This window comes from Halomonas sp. LS-001 (genome assembly GCF_052983955.1).
In genome coordinates, this window is sequence record NZ_CM129816.1 from 1,183,770 (window position 1) to 1,204,921 (window position 21,152).

25 protein-coding genes are annotated in these 21,152 nt (G+C 54.4%); 14 read left to right on the plus strand and 11 right to left on the minus strand.

Annotated elements, in window-relative coordinates; genetic code table 11:
- The first annotated feature begins 154 nt into the window (after positions 1-154).
- From ACU6TU_RS05200 to ACU6TU_RS05215, 4 genes are all read left to right on the plus strand, one after another.
- Positions 155-1,450 (plus strand): ABC transporter substrate-binding protein, encoded by a 1,296-nt coding sequence (locus tag ACU6TU_RS05200; RefSeq protein ID WP_447144186.1) that lies wholly within the window; start codon positions 155-157, stop codon positions 1,448-1,450.
- 97 nt (positions 1,451-1,547) lie between these two features.
- Positions 1,548-2,462 (plus strand): carbohydrate ABC transporter permease, encoded by a 915-nt coding sequence (locus ACU6TU_RS05205; RefSeq protein ID WP_447143513.1) that lies wholly within the window; start codon positions 1,548-1,550, stop codon positions 2,460-2,462.
- The gene (locus ACU6TU_RS05210; RefSeq protein ID WP_447143514.1) at positions 2,455-3,333 is read left to right on the plus strand and encodes a carbohydrate ABC transporter permease; all 879 of its coding nucleotides are present in this window, start codon (positions 2,455-2,457) and stop codon (positions 3,331-3,333) included. The genes ACU6TU_RS05205 and ACU6TU_RS05210 overlap by 8 nt, the downstream gene beginning before the upstream one ends.
- Positions 3,334-3,359: 26 nt before the next feature.
- Positions 3,360-4,481: an ABC transporter ATP-binding protein gene (locus tag ACU6TU_RS05215; RefSeq protein WP_447143515.1), complete on the plus strand. Its 1,122-nt coding sequence runs from the start codon at positions 3,360-3,362 to the stop codon at positions 4,479-4,481.
- Between the two features lie 66 nt (positions 4,482-4,547).
- On the opposite strand, the gene ACU6TU_RS05220 is transcribed toward ACU6TU_RS05215, so the two are convergent.
- From ACU6TU_RS05220 to ACU6TU_RS05235, 4 genes are all read right to left on the minus strand, one after another.
- Positions 4,548-5,588: a YcjF family protein gene (locus ACU6TU_RS05220; protein WP_447143516.1), complete on the minus strand. Its 1,041-nt coding sequence runs from the start codon at positions 5,586-5,588 to the stop codon at positions 4,548-4,550.
- Positions 5,585-6,988: a YcjX family protein gene (locus ACU6TU_RS05225; protein ID WP_447143517.1), complete on the minus strand. Its 1,404-nt coding sequence runs from the start codon at positions 6,986-6,988 to the stop codon at positions 5,585-5,587. Before ACU6TU_RS05225 ends, ACU6TU_RS05220 begins: the two co-directional genes overlap by 4 nt.
- Positions 6,989-7,015: 27 nt before the next feature.
- On the minus strand, positions 7,016-7,216 hold the full coding sequence (locus ACU6TU_RS05230; RefSeq protein WP_447143518.1) for a hypothetical protein: 201 nt from the start codon (positions 7,214-7,216) through the stop codon (positions 7,016-7,018).
- Positions 7,217-7,335: 119 nt separating this feature from the next.
- Entirely contained in the window at positions 7,336-8,208 is an 873-nt protein-coding gene (locus ACU6TU_RS05235) for a D-hexose-6-phosphate mutarotase (RefSeq protein WP_447144187.1), read from the minus strand.
- Between the two features lie 198 nt (positions 8,209-8,406).
- Here ACU6TU_RS05235 and ACU6TU_RS05240 point away from each other — a divergent pair, with 198 nt between their 5' ends.
- The 4 genes from ACU6TU_RS05240 to ACU6TU_RS05255 all read left to right on the plus strand — a co-directional run bounded on the left by ACU6TU_RS05240 (position 8,407) and on the right by ACU6TU_RS05255 (position 12,992).
- Positions 8,407-8,652, plus strand: a complete 246-nt coding sequence (locus ACU6TU_RS05240) for a GlsB/YeaQ/YmgE family stress response membrane protein (RefSeq protein WP_447143519.1) — start codon at positions 8,407-8,409, stop codon at positions 8,650-8,652.
- A 212-nt stretch (positions 8,653-8,864) separates the two neighbouring features.
- Positions 8,865-10,871 carry a DUF1266 domain-containing protein gene (locus tag ACU6TU_RS05245; protein WP_447143520.1) on the plus strand — a complete coding sequence of 669 codons (2,007 nt, stop codon included), beginning with the start codon at positions 8,865-8,867 and terminating at the stop codon, positions 10,869-10,871.
- A gap of 226 nt (positions 10,872-11,097) precedes the next feature.
- Positions 11,098-11,688, plus strand: coding sequence for a C40 family peptidase (locus ACU6TU_RS05250; protein WP_447143521.1), 591 nt, complete (start codon positions 11,098-11,100; stop codon positions 11,686-11,688).
- 113 nt (positions 11,689-11,801) lie between these two features.
- On the plus strand, positions 11,802-12,992 hold the full coding sequence (locus ACU6TU_RS05255) for an MFS transporter (protein WP_447143522.1): 1,191 nt from the start codon (positions 11,802-11,804) through the stop codon (positions 12,990-12,992).
- 119 nt (positions 12,993-13,111) lie between these two features.
- On the opposite strand, the gene ACU6TU_RS05260 is transcribed toward ACU6TU_RS05255, so the two are convergent.
- Positions 13,112-13,594, minus strand: coding sequence for an FKBP-type peptidyl-prolyl cis-trans isomerase (locus ACU6TU_RS05260; RefSeq protein WP_100819661.1), 483 nt, complete (start codon positions 13,592-13,594; stop codon positions 13,112-13,114).
- A 184-nt stretch (positions 13,595-13,778) separates the two neighbouring features.
- Here ACU6TU_RS05260 and ACU6TU_RS05265 point away from each other — a divergent pair, with 184 nt between their 5' ends.
- Complete coding sequence (locus ACU6TU_RS05265; RefSeq protein ID WP_447143523.1) at positions 13,779-14,060, plus strand: hypothetical protein; 282 nt, start codon at positions 13,779-13,781, stop codon at positions 14,058-14,060.
- Positions 14,061-14,208: 148 nt separating this feature from the next.
- On the opposite strand, the gene ACU6TU_RS05270 is transcribed toward ACU6TU_RS05265, so the two are convergent.
- From ACU6TU_RS05270 to ACU6TU_RS05285, 4 genes are all read right to left on the minus strand, one after another.
- Positions 14,209-14,676 carry a glycine zipper 2TM domain-containing protein gene (locus ACU6TU_RS05270; RefSeq protein ID WP_447143524.1) on the minus strand — a complete coding sequence of 156 codons (468 nt, stop codon included), beginning with the start codon at positions 14,674-14,676 and terminating at the stop codon, positions 14,209-14,211.
- 244 nt (positions 14,677-14,920) lie between these two features.
- A complete protein-coding gene (locus ACU6TU_RS05275; RefSeq protein WP_447143525.1) occupies positions 14,921-15,229 on the minus strand; it encodes an AzlD family protein in 309 nt (102 codons plus the stop codon).
- Positions 15,219-15,953, minus strand: a complete 735-nt coding sequence (locus ACU6TU_RS05280) for an AzlC family ABC transporter permease (protein WP_447143526.1) — start codon at positions 15,951-15,953, stop codon at positions 15,219-15,221. Before ACU6TU_RS05280 ends, ACU6TU_RS05275 begins: the two co-directional genes overlap by 11 nt.
- 281 nt (positions 15,954-16,234) lie before the next feature.
- On the minus strand, positions 16,235-17,833 hold the full coding sequence (locus ACU6TU_RS05285) for an isocitrate lyase (RefSeq protein WP_447143527.1): 1,599 nt from the start codon (positions 17,831-17,833) through the stop codon (positions 16,235-16,237).
- 700 nt (positions 17,834-18,533) lie between these two features.
- Between ACU6TU_RS05285 and ACU6TU_RS05290 the strand changes: the two genes are divergently transcribed.
- From ACU6TU_RS05290 to ACU6TU_RS05310, 5 genes are all read left to right on the plus strand, one after another.
- On the plus strand, positions 18,534-18,944 hold the full coding sequence (locus ACU6TU_RS05290) for a hypothetical protein (RefSeq protein ID WP_447143528.1): 411 nt from the start codon (positions 18,534-18,536) through the stop codon (positions 18,942-18,944).
- Between the two features lie 86 nt (positions 18,945-19,030).
- On the plus strand, positions 19,031-19,366 hold the full coding sequence (locus ACU6TU_RS05295; protein WP_447143529.1) for a hypothetical protein: 336 nt from the start codon (positions 19,031-19,033) through the stop codon (positions 19,364-19,366).
- Positions 19,367-19,459: 93 nt separating this feature from the next.
- Entirely contained in the window at positions 19,460-19,933 is a 474-nt protein-coding gene (locus ACU6TU_RS05300; RefSeq protein WP_447143530.1) for a hypothetical protein, read from the plus strand.
- Positions 19,934-20,115: 182 nt separating this feature from the next.
- Positions 20,116-20,304 (plus strand): addiction module protein, encoded by a 189-nt coding sequence (locus ACU6TU_RS05305; RefSeq protein ID WP_447143531.1) that lies wholly within the window; start codon positions 20,116-20,118, stop codon positions 20,302-20,304.
- A 129-nt stretch (positions 20,305-20,433) separates the two neighbouring features.
- Positions 20,434-20,697 (plus strand): type II toxin-antitoxin system RelE/ParE family toxin, encoded by a 264-nt coding sequence (locus ACU6TU_RS05310; RefSeq protein ID WP_447143532.1) that lies wholly within the window; start codon positions 20,434-20,436, stop codon positions 20,695-20,697.
- On the opposite strand, the gene ACU6TU_RS05315 is transcribed toward ACU6TU_RS05310, so the two are convergent.
- The gene (locus ACU6TU_RS05315) at positions 20,614-20,886 is read right to left on the minus strand and encodes a Txe/YoeB family addiction module toxin (RefSeq protein ID WP_447143533.1); all 273 of its coding nucleotides are present in this window, start codon (positions 20,884-20,886) and stop codon (positions 20,614-20,616) included. The two genes, ACU6TU_RS05310 and ACU6TU_RS05315, sit on opposite strands and share 84 nt — an antisense overlap.
- A complete protein-coding gene (locus tag ACU6TU_RS05320) occupies positions 20,867-21,139 on the minus strand; it encodes a type II toxin-antitoxin system Phd/YefM family antitoxin (RefSeq protein ID WP_447143534.1) in 273 nt (90 codons plus the stop codon). The genes ACU6TU_RS05315 and ACU6TU_RS05320 overlap by 20 nt, the downstream gene beginning before the upstream one ends.
- Positions 21,140-21,152 lie beyond the last annotated feature (13 nt).

Here is a 21,152-nt window from a genome sequence, read left to right on the forward strand (position 1 = left end):
CAAGACTATGCAGGACTCGGTAACTCCCGTTGTGCGCCTGGGTGGCGTACTCTGCTGGGAGCCGTTTTTCTTTTACGCACAAACGGCACTAAAAATAATGTTTAAAAAGCCATAACAATAACAGCAGCAGGAGCAACCCATGCCGATGATCAATATGTCCGTATTCAATAAGCCCGTTCTTAATGTGACCTCATTTAAAAAGTCCGCCCTGGCGTTAGCGCTGGCAGCGGGCACCGCGATGGCGGCCAGCGCCACGCAAGCCAACGAAGTGGAAGTCCTGCACTGGTGGACATCCGGTGGTGAAGCACGTGCCGCCAATGTGCTCAAGGACCTGATGGAAGAAGAGGGCTACGGCTGGCAGGATTTTGCCGTGGCCGGTGGCGGGGGTGAGACCGCCATGACGGTACTGAAATCCCGTGCCATGTCGGGTAACCCGCCTTCCGCCGCGCAAATCAAAGGCCCGGAAATTCAGGAGTGGGGCGAGCTTGGCCTGTTAGGCAACTTGAATGAGGTGGCAACGGCAGAAGGCTGGGATGAGCTGCTGCCCGAGCGGGTCGCTAATATCATGCGTCATGATGGCCAGTACGTGGCGGTACCGGTCAACGTGCATCGGGTGAACTGGCTATGGGCCAACCCGGAAGTACTGGACGCCGCTGGCGTTGAAATGCCGACCACGCTTGATGAACTGTTTGCGGCAGGTGAGGCAATTCGCGACGCCGGTTTCGTACCGCTTGCCCACGGCGGCCAGGCCTGGCAGGACGCCACCATATTTGAAAGTGTTGTCCTGGGTAGTCAGGGCACTGAATTTTATCAGCAGGCGCTGGTAGAGCTGGACCCGGAAGCATTGGGCAGTGACCAGATGATCGCCGCACTGAAAGACTTCAAACGCCTTCGCGAGCTGATGGATGAAGGCATGTCAGGGCGTGACTGGAACATCGCCACCGCCATGGTCATTGAAGGGGAAGCCGGTTTTCAGCTAATGGGTGACTGGGCCAAGGGCGAATTTACCGCCGCAGGCCTGACGGCCGGAGAAGACTATCTGTGTGCTGCTGCCCCCGGTACTCAGGATGCTTTCACATTCAATATCGACAGCCTGGCGATGTTCCGCGTCAGCGATGACGCCGAGCGAGAAGCCCAGAAAACCCTGGCGCGTCTGGTATTGGAACCCACCTTCCAGGAAGCTTTTAACCTTGCCAAAGGCTCGATTCCAGCACGGCCCGATCTGGACATGAGTGAATTCGACAGCTGTGCTCAGCAGTCCCTCGCCGACTTCCAGAGCACTGCCGAGAAAGATGGCCTGGTGCCCAGCATGGCACATGGCATGGCGGTACGCGCTGCTGTGCAAGGGGCCATATTCGATGTCGTGACCAACTTCTTCAACGATGCCGATATGCCTGCTGAAGACGCTGCCGAGCGCCTGGTTAACGCAGCGGAAACCGCCTATTTTTAAGCCATTATCTATTAAGCCATTACGTACGTTAGTTAAGTAATGCACTTGGCGCCGCCGCAACGGCGGCGCAAACGGCTGACTGGCGAGGAAATATCTCATGAATAAACCTACGACGCGCACTGCCGCGCGGTCGACGGCACCCGGCTGGCTGCAATCCTGGTTGCCACGCCTGGTGCTTGCCCCCTCGGTGGCGATCTCCCTGTTTTTTGTTTACGGCTTTATGCTGTGGACCTTTGTACTGTCGCTCACCAGCTCACGCATGCTGCCAAGCTACGATTTTGTGGGTTTTGGCCAGTATTCCCGGCTGATGGCCAACGAACGCTGGTGGGTGGCGTCCACCAACCTGATGCTGTTTGGCACGCTGTTTATCGTGGTCTGTCTGATAATTGGCGCCTTGCTGGCGATGCTGCTGGATCAGAAAATCCGTCAGGAAGGGGCTTTGCGGACCATTTATCTCTACCCGATGGCGCTGTCGTTTATCGTTACCGGGGTGGTGTGGAAGTGGTTGCTGAACCCACAGCTGGGCATTCAGGCCATGGTGCAAAGCTGGGGATTTGAGTCGTTTCGCTTTGACTGGATCGTCGATCCGGATATGGCCATCTATACCCTGGTCATTGCCGCGGTCTGGCAGGCTTCCGGCTTTGTCATGGCGCTGTTTCTCGCCGGGCTGAGAGGGATTGATGACAGCATCGTCAAAGCAGCCCAGTTAGACGGTGCCAGCCTGCCACGCATTTACTGGCGCGTAGTGATGCCTTGCCTGCGCCCGGTGGTCTTCAGTGCTGTCATGATTCTGGCGCATATCGCGATCAAAAGCTTCGATCTGGTCGTGGCGCTGACCGGCGGCGGGCCTGGCTATGCCACCGACCTGCCAGCGACCTTCATGTACACCCACGCCTTTAATCGTGCCCAGATCGGGCTCGGCTCGGCCAGCGCCATGTTAATGCTGGGCGGCGTACTGGCCATCCTGATTCCTTACCTGTATTCCGAACTAAGGAGCCGCAAACATGGCTAACGTGATTCGTCGACAAACGCCGGTGGCGCGGCTATGGCGTGGTGTGCTTTACAGCGTGCTCATTTTAGCCGGGCTGTTTTATATCCTGCCGCTGATCATCATGCTGATGACCTCCATCAAGCCGTTAAGTGAAATCAGCGCGGGAACGCTGTTATCGCTGCCGCAAAATCCAACCCTTGCCCCCTGGACGAAAGCCTGGGGAGAGGCATGCACCGGCATGCGCTGCGAAGGGGTGGGTGGCTATTTCTGGAATTCCTTTGCGATCGTGATTCCGGCGGTGCTGATCTCCACGACGATGGGGGCACTCAACGGTTATGCGCTGACCAAGTGGCGCTTTAAAGGCTCGGAGCTGGTTTTTGCGCTGATGCTGTTTGGCTGCTTTATTCCGTTTCAGGTGGTGTTGCTGCCCATGGCGCAAACCCTGGGCTGGTTGGGGCTGTCGAGCTCACGTGCCGGTCTGATTCTGGTTCACGTAGTGTTTGGCATCGCCTTTACCACGCTGTTTTTCCGCAACTTCTATGTGGGTATTCCCAACGAACTGGTGTCGGCAGCCAAGCTGGATGGTGCCGGATTTTTCCGGATTTTCTGGCGCATCCTGCTGCCCGTTTCTGCCCCGATTATCGTGGTGTCAGTGATCTGGCAGTTTACCCAGATATGGAACGATTTTCTGTTCGGCGTGGCGTTCTCCGCCCATAACACCCAGCCCGTCACGGTGGCGCTGAATAACCTGGTCAATACGTCAACCGGCGTACGCGAGTACAACGTCGATATGGCGGCCGCGATGATTGCGGCACTGCCGACGCTTCTGGTCTACGTACTGGCGGGTAAATATTTTGTGCGCGGTTTAACCGCAGGCTCTGTCAAGGGTTAACAACAATAACGTTAAGGTGAGTTTTCATGTCAGCGCTAGAAATTCAGAACGTACGCAAAGACTTTGGTAACGAGCGGGTGCTGAAAGATGTCAGTATCTCGATTGATTCTGGTGAGTTCCTGATTCTGGTGGGACCATCCGGGTGTGGGAAATCCACCCTGATGAACGCCATCGCCGGGCTTGAACCCGTCACCAGCGGCAATATCTATATCGACGGCGAAGACGTCACCTGGCGCACGCCCGCTGAGCGGGATATTGCCATGGTATTTCAGTCTTACGCCCTCTACCCCAGCATGACCGTGCGGCAAAACATCAGCTTTGGCCTGGAAATGCGCAAGGTGCCCAAAGCGCAGCGCGAAGCCGCGGTTGAGCGGGTGGCTGACCTGTTGCAGATATTTCCTCTGCTTGAACGCAAACCGGCCCAGCTTTCCGGTGGCCAGCGCCAGCGGGTGGCCATGGGCCGGGCGCTGGCCCGTGAGCCCAAGGTTTACCTGTTCGATGAGCCGCTGTCGAACCTGGATGCCAAGCTGCGCGTGGATATGCGCACCGAGATTAAAAAGCTCCACCAGCGCCTGGGTACCACGATTGTCTACGTCACCCACGACCAGGTGGAAGCGATGACCCTGGCCGACTGCATTGCCGTGATGCGCGATGGTCATATCCTGCAGCTGGGTAGCCCCGATGAGGTGTATAACAACCCGGTGGATATGTTTGTGGCGGGCTTCATGGGATCACCCTCGATGAACTTTATCCACGCAACGCTGGAAGCAATGGGCGATGGTTACGCTCTGCGGATTGCCACACCTGACGAAGAGGATCTGCTGTTGCCATGGCCCTTTGAACGCAACGCGGCAGGGCTTGTGGATCAGCTGAATAAACCGATAATTCTGGGGCTGCGGCCTGAGCACTTCAGTGAAGAGGACGTTCGACTCACTGAACAGGCGGAAGGCACCTTACTGGAAGCCAGCGTCAGCGTTGTCGAGCCGACCGGCGCGGATATTCTGCTGCGCATTCCATTGGGTGAGCAGGAAGTGACGGCCAGAGTCGGGCCGAAGTGTGCGGTGGCACCTGGCGAACGCCTGTCGCTGCGTGTGGATATGGCCCGCGCGGTGCTGTTTGATGCGGAGACGGAAAAGCGTCTGGCGTAAGTCGCTCGCCTTCCCGCATGGCGTTTAACGCTATTTTGCGGGAAGGCGCTGACTAACAGCGCGCGCTTATTCCTGGGGGCGATTAGCGGGCGTTGCGTCTTTATCGAGCCGCTTGATCTGCCGCCAAAGGTCCTGACGCAGATCGGCCAGCCTGGGTTGCTCTTCCTCCGCAAATGCCACCGGGCGACACAGGCGCTGGGCGCGTAGCCCTAATCGAGCGCTCAGCAAACCGGTGGCCAGGCCCTGGCCTGCACGGGCAGAAATCCTGCCTGCCAGATCCAGCGAGAGCATGTCCATACTCGCATCCGTGGCTAATTCACTGGCACCGGCAAACGCCATGTTATGCAGCACATGGCGGAATAGCCGCAGCCGACTGGCGTAGCCAAGTTCCAGCCCGTAAAGACGACATAACCTGTCGACCATGGCCAGACTGCGCCAGGCCACCAGGGTCATATCCACCAGGGTCAGCGGGCTGATGGCGACCATGATGGCGGTTTCGCCCGACATGCGGGTAATCAGGCGTTGCGCTTCGCGGTCGCGTGGTGCCAGCAGGTGATAGCGCAGCAGTGTCTGAATCTCTTCTCCACTGTGGTGGGGCTGGCAGGCGCGCTGAAAGGCCAGCCAGTGCGGGTCATCATTGCTGAGTTTCAGTTGGCGCTTCAGCTGCTCTGCCATGGCCTGAGCCTGTTTGGTTGAGCGCTGTGGCAGTTCAGCCAAATCATGACGCAGCTGATCATGGTGCTTTAGGCGACGCAGGCGGCCAAGCTCTTTCAACAACGATATTCCGCCTAAGCCAATCAGGCTGATGCCGAACAGTTGCCAGACCATCGTCATCCACTGTGATTGGGAAAGTGCTTCGGGAATCCCGGTGGCAAGCTCTATGGTGCCCAGGGTGGCGCCACCTGCCAGGGCAAACATCAGCCCCCAACGACGTTTGCGCGGCGTGCCCAGGCTTTCGTCGGGCAGGGCTTTTACGTCTGCCTGAGTGGCCAGCGGCTGGTGTGACTGCGTGGCGGCAAAGTGCTCACTCTGGCGCAGATGGGACTCTGAAGCAGGGGAAGGGGTTTCTTCCGACTGGAAATCCCGGCGCGGTTGAGGGTGGCTCATATCAGTTTATCTCCTATCAACCAGTCGATGGCAGCGTCCATGCGAATGTGCGATAGCGCTTCGCTATCCGCTGGCATCGGGCGGAAACTGGGGAAATCAAACCCCTGCTGTTGCCAGAAATCGGATTTCGGTAGGCGGTTGGGCACGTCGCCCGGATAGACAAGGACGTCTTCACCTTCCAGGGTGATGCCTTTCAGTGCGGGCATGCGCTTTCCTTCGTGGGTGACTTCCCTGGCGTCGGTGGCGCGGATGGCCGCCAGCGATAGCGCCTTGACCGGAATGTCAGCAAAGCGAAGGTCTTTAAGCGGCTCCGCCAGTAACGCCTCCAACAGCTGGACAACATTGCCGTGCTGGTCTGGTGTCACGTGGTCGGCTTTTGTTGCGGCAATGGCGAGACGGTCAATCTTTGGCGCAAACAGGCGCGTCAGCAGGCTGCGTTTGCCATAATCGAAGCTGTGCATGAGCTGACGAAGGGCCGCAGACAGGTCTTCAAAGCGTTCGGGACCCGCATTCAGCGCCCCCAATACATCGACGAGTACAATCTGGCGATCAAAACGGCGGAAATGGTCGCGATAAAAGGGCCGCACCACCTGCTGTTGATAATAACGAAAACGTGCCGCCAGGGTGGCGTAGATACTGGTATCGGGCAGCGCGTCGAGAACCTCTTTTGGCGTGCTTAATTCAGGCAGTGGAAAAAACTGCAGTACCGGAGCGCCTTGTAACTCGCCTGGCAAGAGAAAGCGGCCAGGCTGTAAATCCGAAAAGCCGGCCTTTTTCGCCCGGCGAAGGCCTTGAGCATAGGCATCGGCAAGGGTTGCCAGTTTTGCTTCATCCGCCTCGGCCGCAGGGTCCAGTTGTTCAACCTCGGCAAGCCATTCGTGAAACAGTGCCTGTCGGTGAGGCCCCTGGTGCTGCGCCTGGGTTTGGCTCCAGCTGTAAAAATCATGCTGCAGCAGGGGAAGATCCAGCAACCATTCTCCCGGATAGTCGAACAGGTCCAGGGTGAGATGGGCAATATCAGGGGTGAACCAGCCTTGCTGAGCAGGACGATAGCGCAGTTGTAGGCGTAGCTCACTAATGCCGCGGGTCGGTTCCGGCCAACGCGGCGGGGTATCACGCAGCGCCGCCATGCCAGGGTCATAGGGAAAACGCGGCACACCCAGGTCAGGTTGGTTCAACCGCTGTGCGCCAAGTAAACGGCCTTCACGGGCAACAGGAAGCAGATCCAGCTGCGCTTCCACGCCTGCGTGGCGAAGCTGGTTGACCAATGACGTCAGAAACGCCGTTTTGCCCGCCTGGGATAGCCCGGTAATGGCAAGCCGCAGCTGGCGGTCACGGGTACGCTCCATCAGGTTAGTGATTTCTCGGCCAAGGCGCTCACGGTTGAACGTTGATTGCATCTGGCTTGGCTCCTTTTATGGTCACTGTCATGCGCCGCTGTGACGCAGCGATTGCACCAGTTGGTATAGCATGGGCAGGGTGGCAATCAGAAAACCGATAACCGCCACTACGTAGCCTGGCCAGCGGCGCGCCATTTTCTGTGCCATTGTCAGCCCGATCAGGCAGACCACCATGCCAAGCAGGTTGAAGACCAGCGTTGCGGCTTCAAGCCAGAGCTGAGGGTTCATTGATGTGTTGTCCTTTTTTTACCAGCATTTTTACCAGGTTTTTTGCCAGGATTCGTCGGATAATGTTTAGCAGATTAACATTTGTAAGATGAATCAGGGGTGAATAACACAAGCCTTTACTATTCTGCGCGGCTGATCGTGGTTCCGAGCACATGTTGCGCGTCAGGAACCAGCCAGACCGGGTCGAGCCGTGTATTGGCGGCTTCGACGCATAGGAAATGCACCGCCGCCTGAGCAGGCGTGTCACCTGGCAGTTCGCTGCCGGGATGCCAGACCACGGTGGAGTCGCTGTCGTGCTTGGCGATGCGCAGCTCACGTTCGCCATCGTTGAGGGTGATAGCAGCGTTACTGTGATAAATCCGGTCAATGGGGCCTTTAATGGTCAGCGTGCCCTGTTGCTCTCCTTCGGAAAAATCACGATGCTTGTCCAGATAGCGGGCACCCGCCAAGCCTTCAAGTCGGCACTGTAGAACGTTTTCAACCGCCAGGTAACTGTGTAACGCGGCACTGATCTTGACGGGAGCCGTTCCGGTGTTTCCGCTGATCACTTCGACATGCAGGCGCTGGGCATTCGCCTGAACCACGACGCGCACGCTCAGCTGGCTATGAAGACGGGTTTGCGGCGACAAGTGAACTTCAATGCCTTCCTCATGTTCATCGGCTGCATCAAGGCGCCACTGAGCATGCCTTGCCAGGCCGTGAAAAGGGCCGCTGCGGTCATCACTTTCATCGGCATAGCGCTCGTCGCCAAACCATGGCCAACACACCGGGATGCCACCGCGAACCGCGCCAGGCAAGTGTTGTGGCGTTGGCGTGACCCACAGCCAGGGCGTATCACCGGCAGGTTGGAAATGGAGCACCTGAGCCCCTTGCAGGGAAATGGCCAGTTGCCCCCATGGCTGGTTGAAGAGCACCAGCTCACGCTCCTGCCAGACGACGGTTTGCTGGCCTTGGGTCGAATCGATCAGTTGGCGAAGCGTATCGGGAATCATCAATCATCTTGCTCCTGTGCATGCGCCGCGAAAAAAGGGCGGCGTCACCCGTGGCAGGGTGTGCCAGAGTCGGGCGACAATGTCTTGGGGTATGCTATGGTAGAGCATGCGAGTTAAGCAGGTAAAATCCCACGCGAGTAATGCGACACAGTAATGCGAAAGAGTAATGCGACAGAGTAATACTACAAGGAGTCTGATATGGGTTTGATTGCATGGTTGATTATTGGCGGCCTGGCAGGATGGATTTCTGGAAACATCATGCGTGGCGGCGGTTTTGGAATTCTCGGCAATATCGGTGTCGGGGTAGTGGGTGCCGTGCTGGGCGGTTTTCTTTTCGGGCTGCTGGGTCTGAAAGCGGGGGGCTTTATTGGTTCTCTAGTCACAGCGACTGCTGGCGCCGTGGTGCTTCTCTGGGTGATCAGTAAGGTTAAGCAGTCAGGTTAGGCCAGCAACCACATGTGAGTTTTCTGACATTCGCCCGGCATTGCCGGGCGAATGTGTTTTTGCTCGCCATAACGTGGGATACCCTTTGCCACCTAAGGTACACTATGCGCCCCTGACGAACTGGAACTGACAATATCGGTGCGCCAGGCCAATCTTAAATCAAATCGAGGTGAAATCTTGGTCGATGCGATACCCCGTGGGCGTGGTTGCTGATGTCCCGGCAGATGAATGAAGCATTCAAGCACTGGCCGAAACGCCCAGAGGCTAACTGTTGGCGTGTCTGCGCGTTAGTGAGGCCTATCTCCCATTATCCAGGTGGCCATTCAGACTGGCCCGACGCAGCGCAATGGCTGCACCAGGCCTGGGAGGTGCATGATCGAGAGACGCTGATCACAACGCTGCTATGGCTCGGAGCCCAGGGCGAGCGCCAGCGCTGGGATATTGATGGGCGAGTGCTTTGCACGCTGGATAGCACGCAACGTAACGCTTGGCTGAACGACGCGCAAGATGCGCCTCACGCGCCAGTGTTGCATCGCTTTGTTCGCGATAACGTCCCTCTGGACTGGGCAGCCTGGGATTGGGTGCGTATGGCGGAGCTGGCCTGGGCAGGCGCGTGTTGTGGTTTTCTCACCCAGCTGGAAGCGGATCACTTTGCAGCGCATGCGGTGGATTTGCTGAGCCAGCGTTATTCGGACTGGACGGCGCTTTTGCATGCCTTCGTCAGAGGGCTCAGTTTGTTTCAAGGTGAAGAGCGTCATTCGGCGGGCTTTTCTGATGACGAACAGTTGCTGCTGACATCTGCTTACAGCCCTTGGGCTGAGCCACTGGATAGTCTGCTGGATAGCAAGACGCGAGAGGCATCCCGAAAGGCATTACGCAGAATGCGGCAGAGCGCCTATCACTGGCTGCTGGCGCTGGCCGGAGTGCGAGAACCAGAGCTGATGCTGCGTCAGGGTAATACACAGATTGTGCTGCCCGAAGCCAGGCGTATGGAAGTCTCGCATTTTCTCCAGGATACGCTGGGGCTTCACGCGGACGAAGGGGCGGCTGCATTGGCACGTTACTGGCTACCTGCCCAGGCACATCATCTTAACCAGTTGGCGGCGGATGCGGCCCACGGTGTATGGCCGCCCACCAGGACGCGTTTTGGTGAGCTTGATCAGGAAGGGCGCAGCCAGCGTCGCGTGCTTAAAACCGTCAGCCATCATTCAGCCACGATCCACATGGCTGAGAAATTCGCGTTCTATCTGCACATGGCGCTGGACAGCCAGCTATTTGAACAGGATGACCTGCTGGAATACGTGAGTGCATTAAGAAGTAGCTTGTGCCGCTTTTATCCTGATGCCAAGACGTTGCTGGAAGCCTGGTTGGCCTGGGAAAAGTGCTTGCCAGAAGCGGATAGTGAGTCGCTGGTACATGAAATTGCCTGGCATCTTGACGACGAAGGCAGCCTTTTTCACTGGCTGGATTGGAAGCCGGGCTCCTGGCGGGAGCCGGGCTTTCGGCCTGCGCTGTCACACTTTACGGCCATGGCGCTGGCGGGGCCGTTAAACAGCGCTGCCTGGAGCGAGCCTTATCCGGAAAGCTCGCGCGAAAAGCGTGAAATCATGGAGTGGGTGGACAATCACTATCAACTGCAGGAAGCGGACGAGTTTAATGAATTCATTCGCTACATGCTGGAGTCAGGGGATCGCCAGGACTATCAGGTCAATTACGCCCCTTACACGTTGAACATGCAGCGTCTGGAGGCTGAAATTGCAATTCTTGAGTCGGGGGAATCTAGCCCGGAAGAGTACCAGCATATCCTGCGCCTCAAGCGAGTGCGGGATGATGAAGATGGGTGTAACCACCTGGATATGACGGCGTGGGATATTGCTCAGATAGTGGATTTAGCCATTGCAGGGCGGCAGCTTGGCTGGCTGGATCAGGCCCATTTTAATCAGTTGCTTGATCAGGTCTCTGCATTGGCTGGCCAGCATTACAGCGATTGGCACGCCTACGCACAAGGCCTTTATGCGGGGTTTTCGTTTTTTATGGGTGACACGCCAGAACGTGAGAGTTTTCTGGCGGGGTTGCGTCAGGCATTGATGGCCTGGCTTTGCGCCTCGCCATTGCTGGCCGGCCCCTGGGCAAGCCTTGATTTTCCTGGCAATAAACCGAGGCATTTTGCTCCCCTGCACATTGATACGCTACCCGGCGACCAGCGAACTTTACATTAAAATGTGCTAATTGACTCGCCAATGCCAATGCTTTTCGCTTATAGTATTCGGCGTGCTGGATCAAGGATATATCGCCGGTGTTGAGACGCTGGTAGACGAGAGGGCTAGTCGCATGGTTGCGTTTGCAAATATCGCTAATGGAAAAAAGATTTATTTATACACGATGAATTCGCCAGTTGCTGGAAACAAGCTTTTGCAGGGGGTTTGTTTAACCGGTGTAATGCTGATGATATCCGGCTGCGCTAGCTCCACGTCTACCCCGTATGCCAATACGGCAGCGCCAGATAATTACTTTGCCATGCCGTTGCCGGATATGCCCAGTGGAGACGAAGTGATGATGTCTCCAGTCATACGTTCATCCACTGGTACTGATCAGAGACAGCGACAAGTCACTGATTCGACGCCTGCCATGGTTCGACAGGCACTGCTCTCGCAGCACCAGCGTTGGGTCGGGACGCCTTATCGCCTGGGGGGGACCAACGAACGCGGCATTGACTGTTCGGCGTTGATACAGAATGTCTATCGGGATACCTTCAATATGGAGCTACCGCGAACGACACGCCAACAGGTGAAGCAGGGGCGTCAGATCAACCGCTCTGAGTTGCAGGCTGGTGATCTGGTGTTCTTTAACCCACCGGGACCTTCCCGGCATGCAGGAATCTATATCGGTGACGGACGCTTCATGCATGCGTCCTCTTCAAGAGGCGTGATGATTTCACGTTTAGATAACAGCTATTGGAAACGTTACTACTGGCAATCGCGCAGAACCCTTGAGCCAACGCATCTGGCGGGGCTGGGAGATTCACTGCGGCGTTAAGATAAGGCCGGTATTCTAAAAGCGGGTGTTTTCTGAAACCTGGTGCTTCCGAGCGCCGGGTTTTTAGCAATGTTTTTGAGAACCATGTTTTTGAACTCAACCTAAGGGGAGCTATGATTGAAGCCAAAACGGCCGCATGGTGGCGTGCAACGGCTGCACTTTGCCTGGGTTCGTTTCTTGTGTTCATCAATCTTTATGTTCCCCAGCCGCTACTTCCCGCCATACGCGATGCTTATGGTATATCGACGCTGGGCGTCAGCCTGGTCATGTCGATTTCCACTCTTTCTCTTGCGCTTTCCCTACTTGTATTCGGCCCCTTGTCGGATGCCATCGGCCGTGAGCGCATTATGCGCTATACCCTGCTGGCGGCCGGGTTCTGCTCCCTGATATTGGCCTTTGCACCCAGTATTGAAATATTGCTGATTCTGCGTTTTGTGCAGGGATTCTTTTTAGGCGGTTTGCCTGCCGTGGCCATTGCCTGGATGGGAGATGAGTTTGATAGGCCGGCGCTGCTAGGGGCCGTAGGGCTATATATTGGTGCCAATTCCCTGGGAGGCATCAGCGGGCGTGTTATTGGTGGGAGTGTGGCTGAGTGGGGAGGCGTCAGTATGGCCTTTGCAAGCGTGGGGTTGATGACGTTACTAGGCTGTGTGCTGTTTTGGCGTCTACTTCCTGCAAGCCAGTCCTTCATGCCAAAGCCGTTTGACTTGCGAACGGCGGTCAATGGTTTGCTGGGGCATCTGCAATCACCTGTGCTGGTGGGGGCTTACGCCTTGGGTGGTATCAACTTCCTGATCTTTATCAATCAGTACAGTTATATGACCTTTCGTCTTTCCGAAGCGCCGTATCAACTAGCGGTGACCAGCCTCGGGTTGATCTTCCTGACGTATCTGGGGGGAACCCTGGGGTCTGCGTTGTCCGGGCGGTTAGCAGGCCGTTTCTCACCGGCTAGCGGCATGATGCTGGGCGTTGTGCTGTTGATGACGGGAACGGGCGTCACGCTGGCGGATTCCCTGGTGTGGATTATCATCGGGCTAACAGTTAACGCCTTTGGTTTTTTTCTGGCGCACTCGCTTGCTTCCAGCTGGGTAGGGCGCAACGCCAGTGGAGCACGGGGAAGTGCTTCAGCGCTGTATCTTGTATTCTATTACGTGGGGGCAAGCTTGGGGGGCTTCTGGCTGGAGCCTTTCTGGCAATGGGCCGGTTGGGCAGGTGTTGCGCTTGGTTCGTGGTTGCTATTAGCGGTTACGCTGGCAATTACCATTGGCTTGTGGCGAATCGAGCAGCGCCAGACAAGCGGCTGATGGTAGATTCAAAATAAGTGCAGATTTAATAAGCGTAGATAAAAAAAGCGACCACTAGGGCCGCTTTTTGAGCTTTCTGCAAAGCGTGCAGAAAGGTATGACAGACAAAAGGTGCAGAATTAGTGCTCTACGCCGCCTTCGCCGTGTACATGGCCGTGCTCGATTTCTTCTTCGCTGGCTTCACGTACTTCAGCAATTTCAACATCAAAGTTAAGATGCTGACCTGCCAGCGGGTGATTACCATCAACAACGACAGTATCGCCTTCAACTTTTTTGACAGTGACCATCAGCGGGCCGCCCTGAGTCTGGGCTTGGAACTGCATGCCAGGCTCAACGCTTTCTACGCCCTGGAACGCATCGCGAGGCACTTCCTGCATCAGCTGTTCCTGAAGCTCGCCATAGCCTTCTTCCGGTGCGACTTTGACATTCAGTTTTTCACCGGCACCGCGACCTTCCAGCTCTTTTTCAAGACCAGGAATAATGTTGCCCGCGCCATGTAGATAAGTGAGCGGTTCACGGCCTTCGGAGCTGTCAAGCACCTCACCTTCATCATTGGTCAGGGTGTAGTGGAAAGCGACAACCGAGTTTTGCGCAATTTGCATTTAATAACCTTTCGGTGAGTGCATGTTCCTATATGGTAACGCGGTAAAAGGGGGTTTGTCAGGGGGTAGACGAGATTTTCCCGATCCTTTCAACGTTGGCGGTATTGCGTGAAGTGGTGCACACAGCTACCCTATCGCGATTCGCTTTGAACCTTATCTCTTTGGCCACCTTGTGGAGTGTGTGATGACTATTTTTCTGATTTGGGTAGTGGCGTTTGTACTGATTGGCTATTTTGCCAACAAACGCTGGGAGCATGGGTTTAGCGATGGGCTGGATAAAGTTCTGCCTGAGGTGCTTAAAACTCATGGCGAAAACCGTGTGCTATGGGTCGGTGCACTGGCCGTCCTGGGGGCAACGACGCTGGTTCGCCCGGTCGATATTTTACTCGTCACCATTTTGCTCGCCATTATCGGCCTGGTGGTTGCCAAGCTGGCAAGCTGGGCAGCGGGCAAAGCCGCCCTTTAATAGGGTGCCCCGGTGTGGGCTACATGAGCTGACACCGTGCACTGCCCGGTCGCTGGCGCCAGAAACACAAAAACCGGTATGGAAATTCCATACCGGTTTTTTGATACGCGTTAATTAATACGCAAGTCCTGTTGCCGGGCGCAACGTATTAGTAAGGCGCGACGCTCAGGTTGCGGCCACTACCAATCAAGCGCACACGCTGGCCCGGTTCAAAGGGGCGGTCGGCGCGTTGTACGACAACAAGGTCTTCGCCAGCGTCAGTGCGGACTTCCATTTCCCAGGCGGCAATGCGGTTTGAGGCATCTTCTGCGGCGGTGCCGGCAACTGCACCACCGATCGCGCCAACGGCGGTGGCAATACGTCGACCGCTGCCACCACCGACCTGGTTGCCTAACAAGCCGCCGATGACGGCACCACCGCCACCGCCAAGTAGGTTGCCGGTACGGCTTTCTGCCTGAATCTGCACCTGACGGATTGCCACGATGGTGCCGTATCTTACGCTCTGTGCCGTTTTCGCGTCCTGGCCGCGATAGACGTCACCCGAGTATTGAGAGGTATTTGCGCAACCTGCCAGTGTGAGTAGGCTAAGTGCTGCAATAGGAAGAATACGTTTCATTTGAGTCTCCAAGGTTAATTCCGTTTAATCGTGTATCAATGTCAACGAGACCGCCTGACATATATCTATGACCGCAATCCTGAGGATTCGTATGGATGTAGGACCACCATTATAGAACAGTGTTCGAGAATTTTCTCATAATTTTTTGCGCTAGAAATACAAAGCAACAGAAGCAGTGTAATTGCTGGCTGCACTAACACAACCATTCAAGATGACGCATGAAATTTTTTTGTGCAAGTCAGGCTTACATTTGCCTGAATACTGCAGCAACGACAATACCAGCGGCAATGGCAGGTAACGGCTTTTTCACCACCAGCATGATGGCAGCCGTGGTGAGTAGCGCGAGGCGGGCGCCATTGTCACCATTCATTGCCATCGGCGCGAGAATTGCCACCAGGACAGACCCCGACATGGCATGAATAAACTGCTTGACCCGATAACCAATCGGGATGAAAGACATGACATAAACGCCGCCCCAGCGGGTTAACAAGGTAACGAATGCCATAATGGCAATAATGATCAGCGTTCCGATGCCGGTTGTTTCAACGACCATAACCTGGGTACCTCCATGTTAGCCCTGCCACGCCACCTGCCAATGCCCCAACAATAATGTGGCTGTTTTCCGGCAGGAAACGGTAAGCCAGAAGAGACGCCGCTGCGGCGATGGTCCAGATAAAAATCATGCGCAGGTTTTTTTCACCATTGACGACCATGGTAAGCAAAAAGCACCCCATCACCATGTCCAGCCCAAAGCGTGCAGGGTCACTGATGATGTTACCGAAGTAGATGCCCAGCCAGGTACCTAACACCCAGAAAGCCCATAACGCCAGGCCGCCGCCCAGCAGAATGCCAAAGCCGGGTTTTTCACGGCTGAAAGCCTGCATGGACATGGCCCAGTTGGCATCGGATGCCACCAACATGACGGCATAGCGCTGGATGATGGGTAAATGACGTAGCCATGGATAGAGCGTGGCACCCATCAGCAGGTGACGGGCATTAATGGCAAACACGGTGATGATCAGTGTGACCAGTGGAATTTCAGTCGCCCATAGATCAAGGGCTGCGAACTGTGAGGTGCCAGCAAATACCAGTGTGCTCATGGCAATGGCCATACTACCATTCACGCCTGCCTGAGCCGCCGCCAGACCGAACGCCGCCCCAAAGGCGATCACAAAAATGGAGAGAGGAATCAGTTGTTTGAAACCGGCCCAGACAAGCGCTTTATCGATCTGGTGGAGTATCGGTTCATCGAGGGGAGGGGAAGTTTGTGTGGGCATTGTCAGCTGTCGTCGAAGGTGGTTGGATCGTATGACGATGGCCTGTTGACGTGTGAACGGTCGCGGCAATCCAGTCAGTCCGCGCGATTGTATATGATTAGTTAAAAATTGCGCGGAAATGAGGGATGAAAACAAAAAATTCAGTCAGAAAAACTGGCTGGTGCGTGTTACACAATAAAAAAAGAGGCTCCTGAGAGCCTCCTTATAATATTTTGCCATTTTCTGATAACGACACATCTGAAAGGTGTCATACCATCTGATGGCAATTCTCCATGTGGGTATTAACCAAACTGGTTCATGGTGTTGTCTTTGCCGCCTGCTTTAAGGGCCGCTTCACCGTGGAAGAACTCTTTATGGTCGTCGCCGATGTTGGAGCCCGCCATATCCTGGTGACGAACGGTGGCGATACCTTGACGGATCTCCTGACGCTGAACGCCTGCCACGTAAGCCAGCATGCCTTCGTCGCCAAAGTAGCCCTTGGCCAGGTTGTCGGTAGACAGCGCCGCCGTGTGGTAGGTCGGCAGAGTGATCAGGTGATGGAAGATACCCGCTTCACGTGCGCCATCACGCTGGAAGTTGCGCGTCCACTCGTCGGCCATCTGGCCCAGCTCAGTGTTGTCATACTCTTCGTTCATCAGGCTCTCGCGCTCGTAAGCAGACACATCCTTGCCTTCTTCCTTCCAGGCATCAAATACCTGTTGACGGAAGTTGAGCGTCCAGTTGAACGACGGTGAGTTGTTGTAAACCAGCTTGGCATCGGGGCACTCTTCACGAATGCGGTTAACCATGCTGGCGATCTGGCCGACGTGAGGCTTCTCGGTCTCGATCCACAGCAGGTCAGCACCGTTCTGCAGGCTGGTGATACAGTCCAGAACCACACGGTCTTCACCGGTGCCGGGCTTGAACTGGTACAGGCCGGAAGCCAGACGCTTGACCTTTTTCAGCTTACCTTCGGACTTGATGACAACATCGCCGTTGTTGATTTCTTCCGGCGAGTCGATGAAATCGCCATCAAGGAAGCTGTTGTACTGATCACCCAGGTCGCCAGGTTCGCTGGTGACGGCAATCTTCTGGGTCAGGCCAGCGCCTAGCGAGTCAGTACGCGCCACGATAACGCCGTCTTCAATACCGAGTTCCAGGAAGGCGTAACGTACGGCATTGATCTTGGCGATAAAGTCTTCATGCGGAACGGTAACCTTGCCGTCCTGGTGTCCACACTGCTTCTCATCGGATACCTGGTTTTCCAGCTGGATACAGCAGGCACCCGCTTCGATGAATTTCTTGGCCAGCAGATAAGTGGCTTCAGCGTTACCAAAACCTGCATCAATGTCGGCGATAATGGGCACGACATGCGTCTGATAGTTATCGATCTGCTTGATCAGGTCATGCTGTTTAACTTCGTCACCCGATTCCTTGGCATCATCCAGTGCGCGGAAAAGGTGATTGAGTTCCCACGCATCCGCCTGCTTGAGGAAGGTGTAAAGCTCTTCGATCAAGTCGGCAACCGAGGTTTTCTCGTGCATGGACTGATCGGGCAGCGGGCCAAACTCAGAACGCAGCGCGGCAACCATCCAGCCGGAAAGGTAGAGGTAGCTACGTTTGGTGGTGCCGAAGTGTTTTTTGATGGAAATCAGCTTTTGCTGGCCGATAAAGCCATGCCAGCAGCCGAGTGACTGAGTGTACTGCGAGCTATCGGCATCGTAGGCTGCCATATCTTCACGCATGATTTTGGCAGTGTAACGAGCAATATCCAGGCCGGTATGAAAACGGTTCTGAATGCGCATGCGGGCGGCATATTCCGGGGTGATGTTGTCCCACTTGCTGCCTTGTGTATCGCGCAGTTGCTTGAGTGCTTTGATTTCGTTGAGCAGTCCAGTCATGAGCCTATCCCTCTATTTCGTGATGATTATTCGTAGGTGTAAATGTTTATGCTGCACCTGCGAGATGTCTCTAGCATCATTGATTTGTACCGCACTGTCTTTTAGCCAAACGTCCTATATGCAAAAGTCTAATAAAGCGTTTCCGGTTAAATGTTCAGTCCGAATCAGAATGCCGTCTTGGTAACCACTATCGCTCAATGACTGCAATGCAGCAATTGCCCCTTGGGGGCAGACGCCGTTGTAGCTTGACTACACAGATGGTCTAAAAAGGCGTTCCTGTGTAGTGATATTTCCAGAGGGGGGTAACGGAACAGAAGGGCGATGACGTAAAAGCTCAAACAACACGGCATGCTTGCACAGCTAGCGTAAGCTGAGCAAGGTCAGAATAACGATAAAGCCCACTAAACGGCGGCCTGAAGCGGCGTGTTATAACGCAGCAACCTTCGCTCGGTCCATAAGCTTCGGCGGCTTAGTCTGCGTATCCATACGGCAGCTCTCTCTTGGTGTGTGTTTTTATACAGTATTATTAACGCCAGCAAAACGCGCAAGCGCGCGAATTTTGGATAGGTGGCAGAGTTATATTTAGGTGCTTTAAAAATCAATGAGTTGGAAGAAATGAAGCGCGTCGACTAATATTGTTGAACGCGCAAGATTGTTCATCCAATATCAAGACGTGCGATCCAATCACTATTAAATGCCTATGAGTAAGCGTGAAGAGATATTCAAGTACCATGAACTGGCCAAGGATGCTGGGAATCGGCTTCGCTCATACATTTTGTCGGTTTCATCTGGTGCTACAGGCGTGTTCTTTCTTGCCTTGACGGCTGGCAGTGAGAGGGCTTTGTCTGTATCTGAAAAGTGGTTGCTTGTTTTCGCATTGTTGGCTTTCGTTACTACTGTCGGCCTATGCCTGTATGAGTTGCGCATAGATGCTAAGCGATTCTTCGCGTTAGCAAAGGAGCTGGAGAAGCCAGAAGAGGATCAGCATTGGGAGGCAAATGAAAGGTATAAGTCGAGACGGTACTGGCTCATACATGCCTCCTACGTCACTCTCGGAGTCGCCATTTGTGCAACTAGCATTTACTTGGTTCTGGCGATTGTCGGCATTTAACAAGCGCAGGCACAGGGACAAATTATCCGCTGCGCTCCAAATTTGCCCGTGCTGCGGGCGTTAGGCGTATCAATCGGGATGGTTAAATGGGCGGAATCAAAGCAGAAGGAAACTCTACGATCATTGCTACTGGTGCAAAAATCACCGAGAACAAAGGTTATGGTGCTAGCGCAGATAGTGGCAGTTTCATAGACGTCGATGGCGCCGATTTGCGAGGCAACACCGAAGGAGCAATCCATTCCAAGGAAAGCATGGTTACAGCAAGAGACGCAAATATCTCTGATAATGGCGAGCCTGAATCTCCCACACCTAAAACCGGCTTGCATCCATGGTACCAGCGGCCTGCAGGTATGATTGGTATTGGGCTATTTATTACTATTGTTGGCGGTGTGGTAGTGGCACTGTTAACGAGTGTACTTTAAGCCCGCCTAACCAATCGCAGCAATTCGCGGCCTGCGGCCGCTCGCAAGCTCGCGCCTCTGTGCTTGGCGTTAAACATCAAGGAGTAACTGGAAGTGGATTGGCTAAATAATCTTGCACCTGTTGTATTAACATTGATTGGTGGCGGAGCTGGCTGGCTTTTGAAATCGAGGCTGGAAGCTAAGCGAAGAGTTGAGGAATCGTTGCAACAAAAAGCTGCTCAAGTGTACCTTGAAATCCTGCTGCCTTTTGCTACCTTATTTTCGGATTTATCGCCGAAAAGCCAAGCAGAGACGTTAGAAAAGATAAAATCTCGTGAGTACCGGGAAAAATCGTTCAAGCTGGTACTTGTTGGTTCTGACGAGGTGGTTTCCTCATGGAATTCGATGTGGTCAACCATATATGCAGCTGAGCGGGGGGAAGGCCAAAGTACAGATATTCTAATTGAATTTGGAAATGTACTGCTGGCAATTCGGCGCAGTCTTGGGAATAGCTCCACATCAATGTCAAATAAGGATTTGTTGAAGTGGTTGATAAAAGATATCGATACGGTGAAGCCTAATGTTTAACAAGGCCATTAAATACGCTCCCTTACGGTCGCCGGACCTCGTTTTACTCGTCCGTTTATGGCTGGCGTTATACCGTTTCTTTCCAGCCCCCGTCTCCGTTATGCTTTAATTGAAGTGTAGATAGGCTGATGCGAAGAGGTTCCACGATCATGAGACTCGAACAAGTCATCTAAGAGACAAAAGTGCTTTCAGCCAATGATCGAGCTTTACTTGCTCATTGGCTGATTTCTAGCCTTGAAACTCAGCACGATGAAGGGGTCGATGCTGCATGGTCCTCTCTTGCTGAACAGCGACTCGATGAGCTAGAGACTGGCAAGGTTCAAGGTGTGTCATGGGAAGAAATTAAAGGCCAGCTTAAGCGTCCCTCGTAATGGCTGATCTGAGTTTTCATCGAGATGTTTATGGTGAGCTACAAGAGGCTTACTTATGGTGCGGAGAGCAGCAACTGGCTGAATAGCTGGGGGAAACAAAAACGAAAACGATGAGCCGTGATCAGGTATGTGAAACTGGTTTACACGGACGAAGCCATTAATGACTGGAAACGCTTCAGGGAATTTAGTGTAGTGCACAATCCGACGGCGGCAGCCAGGATTAAAGCTGAACTGCTTAACAAAATCGAATTACTTCCAGACTTCCCCGCAATGGGCGCACTGGTTGAAATGGCACGGGTGCGCTCAGCGTCAGAGCTGATCATAGTGGCCGCCAATCGCGAAGATATAAATGGACTTATCATCGAACCGATATATCAAGCGATCCCTTTGTGATATCCGCTTAGACCATAGGCCTGAGAGGTTGTGCTTGAGTGGTTCAGGCTTTCCCAGGCCGGAAGAAGGGTCGTCCGATCGCAGCATTTCCTTTAGCAATTTGCACAAGGTCTTGTGTAATCGTTTGTCCTTTTCGCGCATGGCCTCATAGGCTTCCCAGGTGTTGCCTTCAAATACCAGTGATCTCATCCATCTGCTCGCCAGTTGGTTGATACCCTTTTCCACTGGTGTGGGTTTCAAGAGAGTCGGCAATCTGCTGCATGAGATTTTTGCTTTGGAGAACGTGAAGGGTTTCCTGTTCTTGTTCCCAATCGTCGGCACTTATCACAACGAAAGCCTCTCCGGCCCGTCGTGTTACCTTGAGTGGTTCATGACTGCTAACCACTTGCTCTACAACGCTTTTCAGGTTGTCTCTGAATTTATTTACACTGATCGTGTCCATAACGGTACCTCTG